General features: G+C 74.4%; 3 protein-coding genes and 1 pseudogene. 1 reads left to right on the top strand and 3 read right to left on the bottom strand.

Features of this window, described 5'->3' with window-relative positions:
• Window positions 1–376: pseudogene (locus ACFU99_RS34355) on the top strand (methyltransferase); the annotation flags it as partial.
• Between the two features lie 11 nt (window positions 377–387).
• Here ACFU99_RS34355 and ACFU99_RS34350 read toward each other — a convergent pair.
• The 3 genes from ACFU99_RS34350 to ACFU99_RS34340 form a co-directional block, all read right to left on the bottom strand.
• The gene (locus ACFU99_RS34350; protein WP_384399715.1) at window positions 388–1,875 is read right to left on the bottom strand and encodes an FHA domain-containing protein; all 1,488 of its coding nucleotides are present in this window, start codon (window positions 1,873–1,875) and stop codon (window positions 388–390) included.
• 86 nt (window positions 1,876–1,961) lie between these two features.
• Window positions 1,962–3,371 carry a VWA domain-containing protein gene (locus ACFU99_RS34345; protein ID WP_384399713.1) on the bottom strand — a complete coding sequence of 470 codons (1,410 nt, stop codon included), beginning with the start codon at window positions 3,369–3,371 and terminating at the stop codon, window positions 1,962–1,964.
• Window positions 3,372–3,489: 118 nt separating this feature from the next.
• Window positions 3,490–4,495: PP2C family protein-serine/threonine phosphatase (locus tag ACFU99_RS34340; protein ID WP_384399710.1), on the bottom strand; the 1,006-nt coding region annotated here is incomplete at its 5' end.

The following is a 4,495-nucleotide window of genomic DNA, read 5'->3' as shown; positions in this document are numbered from 1 at the left end:
GTGCCGCCCCGACGCCCTGGTGCTCGCCCCGCTCGCCACCGGGCTGATCGCGCTGCGCGTCCTCGACGCCGAGCACGCCGCGGGGTCCTTCCTGGCCACCCCGGCCTACTTCGTGCCACTGCGCGGCGGCGGCGCCGTGCCGTCGCCGCCCCGCGGCGACGGTCTGCCGCGCCGACTGCCGCGGAACGACGATTTCCGGTTCCTGCTCGCCCTCACTACGGGGCGGCTCGACCCCGTCGAGGCCCTCGACGTATGGCGGGACACCGGCGAACCGGGGCGCGAGCGCTTCGGCGTGACCGTACGCGGCCCCCGCCAGTGGGCATGGCTCGACGACCCGGACGGACCGTACAACTGGACCTTGGGGGCACGCGGTTGATGCCCGGGAGGTCAGGCCCGGCGTACCGTGATCGTCGTCCACGCCCCTACGTGCACCCGGTCGCCCTCCCGCAGCGACACCGGCACGTACGGCTTGATCGGGTCCTCCGCGCCGTTGATCGTGGTGCCGTTCGTCGAACCCTGGTCGACGACCGCCCAGCTGCCGTCCGACTGATGGACGAGCATGGCGTGCTGGTGGGAGACGCCCGGGTCCTCGGGCGGCCGGGCCAGGTCGATGTCGGGGGACTCGCCGGTGCTGTGGCGGCGGCGGCCGATGGTGACCTGGTGGCCGCTGAGCGGGAGTTGCTGCTCGGGGGAGTACGCGGGCAGGTTGAGCCCGCCGGCCTCGGGGCCGCTGCGGTTCATCATCGCCATGAAGTACTCGCGGTCCGGCGCGATGACGGCGACCCAGCTGTCCGTGCCGCCGGGCGGCCCCTGCTGCTCGTACCCGCCGTGCCCGTACGGATCGGGGGCGGGGTGGGAGGGCTCCGGCTGGTACGGACCGGGCTGCGCGGCTCCCGGCTGACCGGGCCTGTACGGATCGGCGGGTGCGTAGGAATCCGGTCCGTACGGATCGGGCCTGTACGGGTCGGCCCCGGGCTGCGGCTGGGGCTGCGGCGGGACCACCGGGGCCGAGCCGCCACCGCCCTGGTAGTCGCTCTCCGGCGCGAAGTCCGGATCGAACGGCCGGCCCGCCGCCGGACGGCCGGTGGGCTGCCCTGCCGGCTGCCCCATCGGCTGGCCCGTCGGCTGTCCGGGGAATGGCGGAGCCTCGTACGGCGTCCCCGGCGGAGCCTCGTACGGCGGCCGGGCCGGAGGCGCGGCGGCGGCCTGCGCGTTCGTGTGGGGGAATTCTTCGCCGGGGGCGGGCTGCGGGGCCACCGGGGCCGAGGCGATCGGCGGCGGCAGCACCCAGTCATCACCACCGCCACCGCCCGCACCACCGCCGTACGCGGGAGCGGGCGGCGGACCCGGCTGCTCCGGTTCGGGCTCCGGGGGCAGCGGCTCGGCCTGGCGGTTGATCTGGGAGGGGCGCGAGCCGTGGTACTCGTAACTCTGCGGCGGCTGCGTCTGATACGGCGTCGGCGGCACCGGCGGCGGAGCCGACTGGAAGCCCGGCGTCGGCGGCGGCGCGTACGAGGAGGGCGTGTGCGCGGACGGCGTGTGCGTCAGGAAGTTGTAGCGGCACTCCTCGCAGAACGGCGCCTGCAACTCGCGGGGCGTGCCGCAGCGCGGGCACAGCTCGCCCTGGCCCGTGACGTCCGGCCCGGCCGCGGGCGGCTGCCCCGGATAGCCGTACCCACCGCCCGGAGAAACCGGTGAAACCGGAGAGCCCGGAGGGCCGGGCGTGCCGGGCGGCGGCAGCGGGGCGCCGGGCAGGGGCGGTGGCGGAGGCGGCGGGGCGGCGCCCTCGGGCATCGGTGTCCCCGACATCCGGTGGCCGCACACCTCGCACCAGTCCTCGGCCGCCGACTGGTGACCGTTCGGGCAGGTCGGCATGTCGGTTGATTCCCCCTCTTGTGCCGTTTATTGCCGTTCTGTACTGGCGGTTTCGTCGGGCAGACCCACCGACTGTCGCCGCAGCACTACTTCTTGACGCGAACCGTTTTGGTGGAGCGGGTCTCCAGCGTCATCTCCGCCTCCTCCGTGACCTTCGCCTTCAGTCGCACAGTACCTGTCGTCGCGTCGACGACGTCCACCACCTTCGCAAGCAATTTCGCCGTTCCCTCGTTCCCGGAAGCGCCCGCCAGCTGTACGGCCCGGCCCAGTTTCGCCGTCGCCCCGTCGATGTCGCCGGACTTGCGCAGGTGCAGCCCCTGCTGGATGACACGGGCCAGTTCGGCCTGGCCCGTGTAGTGCGCGACCTGCGGATTGATCGAGGTCGACGCCGCCAGGTCGTCCGTCCACACGGCGCGCACCAGCCCCTGCGAGAGCGGGCGCGGACCGCCGCCCTCGGCGGCGTCGGGCAGGATCAGCGAGACGCGCGCGGCCAGCATCTCCTGGCCGACGCCGGCGTCCGGGACCCGTACGCAGAGGTGGTAGTCGCGCGACTCGTCGCCCCACGAACCCGTCGGGTAGTCGCCCGTGCGCGGTCCGGAGTCCGTACGCCGGCCCGTCAGCTCCTCGACGGTGGGCGCGACTTGCTTGACGAAGACGATCTCGGCGCCCTGCGGGGTCCACAGCCGCAGGCTGACGTCCCCGACCTCCTTGCCCATCGCCGACTCCATCATCCGCGTGAAGTCCGCGGTCAGCTCGGCGGGGTCGGCGACGATGTCGGCGGAGCCGAGCAGCGCCGAGGCTATCCCCGTGACCTCCTTGACCTCCCAGTCCGTGCCGACGCCGCGCGCGTCGCAGGTGAACCGGCCCGCGCACGCGTCCAGCGCGTTGCGCAGGTCCTCCGGCGACTCGTGTTCGTTGCGGCCGTCGGTGAGCAGGATGCCGTGCCGGATCGCGACATCGGCGGAGCCCAGCAACCGGTCCGCCAGCCGCAGCCAGGTGCCGATCGCGGTGCCGCCGCCCGCGCTGAGCTTGCGCAGCGCGTCCTTGGCCTGCGACCGGGTCGCGGCGCTCGCCACCGCGAGCCGGCCGCCGCCCGGATAGACCTCCTTGGCCTGGTGCGTACCGGCGACGACGGCGAAGGCGACGCCGTCGCGCACCGTTCCGATCGCGGCGGCCGTCGCGTCACGCGCGCCCCGCATCTTGGCCGGCGGGTAGTCCATCGAACCGGAGCAGTCGACCATGATCACGACGGCCGCGTCCGGAGCGCGCTCCGTCGCCCCCGCCCCCGTCCCCGGACCGGTCCCTGGGCCCGTCCCCGTATCCGTACGCGCCGGTGTATCCGTACGCGCCAAAGGCGCCACCCCGCCCGTGGTGCCGCCGCCCGTGGCGGTGACCGTGACGATCGCGTTCACCTCGCGGCCGCCCTCGGGGAGGCACTCGTTCTGGTAGACCTCGACCGAGAACTGCGGCACGTTCGATTTGGAGAAGGTGGCCATCTGATCCGCTCCTAGGCTCTCCACCTGCGTAGACACAGAAAGTAGGCGAGCGGACGGACGCGCCGCTTCCCCCAGGCGCCGGCGCGCGCTTCCCCCCGTCGGCCCCCGGCTACAGGGCTCAGGCCGATCCTGCCCCCTGCGACGGTCCGGGGAACGGCAGGACCGCCACTGTTACGTTGTCGTGGCCCCCGCCGTCCAGGGCGTGGCCCACCAGGAACCGCGCGCTGCGCAGCGGCCGGGTGCGGGCGTCCGGCGGCACCGCGGCGGCCATCTGTTCGGCGGACTCGGCGTAGTTCCACAGCCCGTCGGTGCACACCACCACTACACCCGGCCGGTCGGGCGAGAAGGAAGCGGTGTGCGGCTCCAGTTCGTACGCGTCCGCGCCCAGCCAGCCCGTGATGGCGTGCGCCCGCTCGTCCGCGTACGCCTCGGCCTGCGACATCAGCCCGTTCGCCACCATCTGCGCGGCCCAGGAGTCGTCCTCGGTGAGCCGGGCCGCGCGGGTGGCGCGGTCGTCCGGCACCCAGTAGACGCGACTGTCGCCGATCCAGCCCACCGTCAGCGTCCCGGCCCCGACCACCGCGCTCACGATGGTGCAGGCCGGGGCGTTCTGGTGGCGGTGCTCGGCGTGCTCGCGTGGCTCGTTCAGGGGCTCGGCGAGGGCCCCCACCGACTCGGCGGCGGCGAGCAGCGCGTCGTGCATGGCCTGCTGCGGGTGGGTGCCCTGGGGCAGCGCCTCGGCCAGCGAGGCGCGCGCGGCGACGGACGCCGCCTCCGACGCCTCGTCGGGCCGGGTCGCCGAGGACACGCCGTCGCAGACGACGGCCACCACGGCCGGGGCGCCGTCCGCGAGCGCCGTCGCGGCCAGCGCGAACGCGTCCTCGTTGCGGTGGTGGCGCAGCCCGCGGTCGCTGACCGCCGCGACGTCCGTCAGTTCCTGTTCCATGTGGTCCCGTTCGCGCGGCTGGGAGTGCCCGCAGCGCTCGCAGTAGCCGTCCTCGCCGATCACGCCGACGCGGCACGCGCCGCACCGACGTCCTCGCGGGCCGCCGCCGACCATGACGCCTTCCCTCGGGTCGCTCACGCCGTCGGCCGGTCCGGCCGCGGCAGTCTGTCCGTACGGG

The organism is Streptomyces sp. NPDC057654 (assembly GCF_042800135.1).
Lineage (GTDB): Bacteria > Actinomycetota > Actinomycetes > Streptomycetales > Streptomycetaceae > Streptomyces.
This window is presented reverse-complemented; position numbering and strand designations above follow the sequence as displayed.

What these genes read in the sequence shown, in the direction of transcription:
- ACFU99_RS34350 (WP_384399715.1), bottom strand. Translation starts at nt 1,875, where the DNA reads ATGCCGACCTGCCCGAACGGTCACCAGTCGGCGGCCGAGGACTGGTGC.
- ACFU99_RS34345 (WP_384399713.1), bottom strand. Translation starts at nt 3,371, where the DNA reads ATGGCCACCTTCTCCAAATCGAACGTGCCGCAGTTCTCGGTCGAGGTC.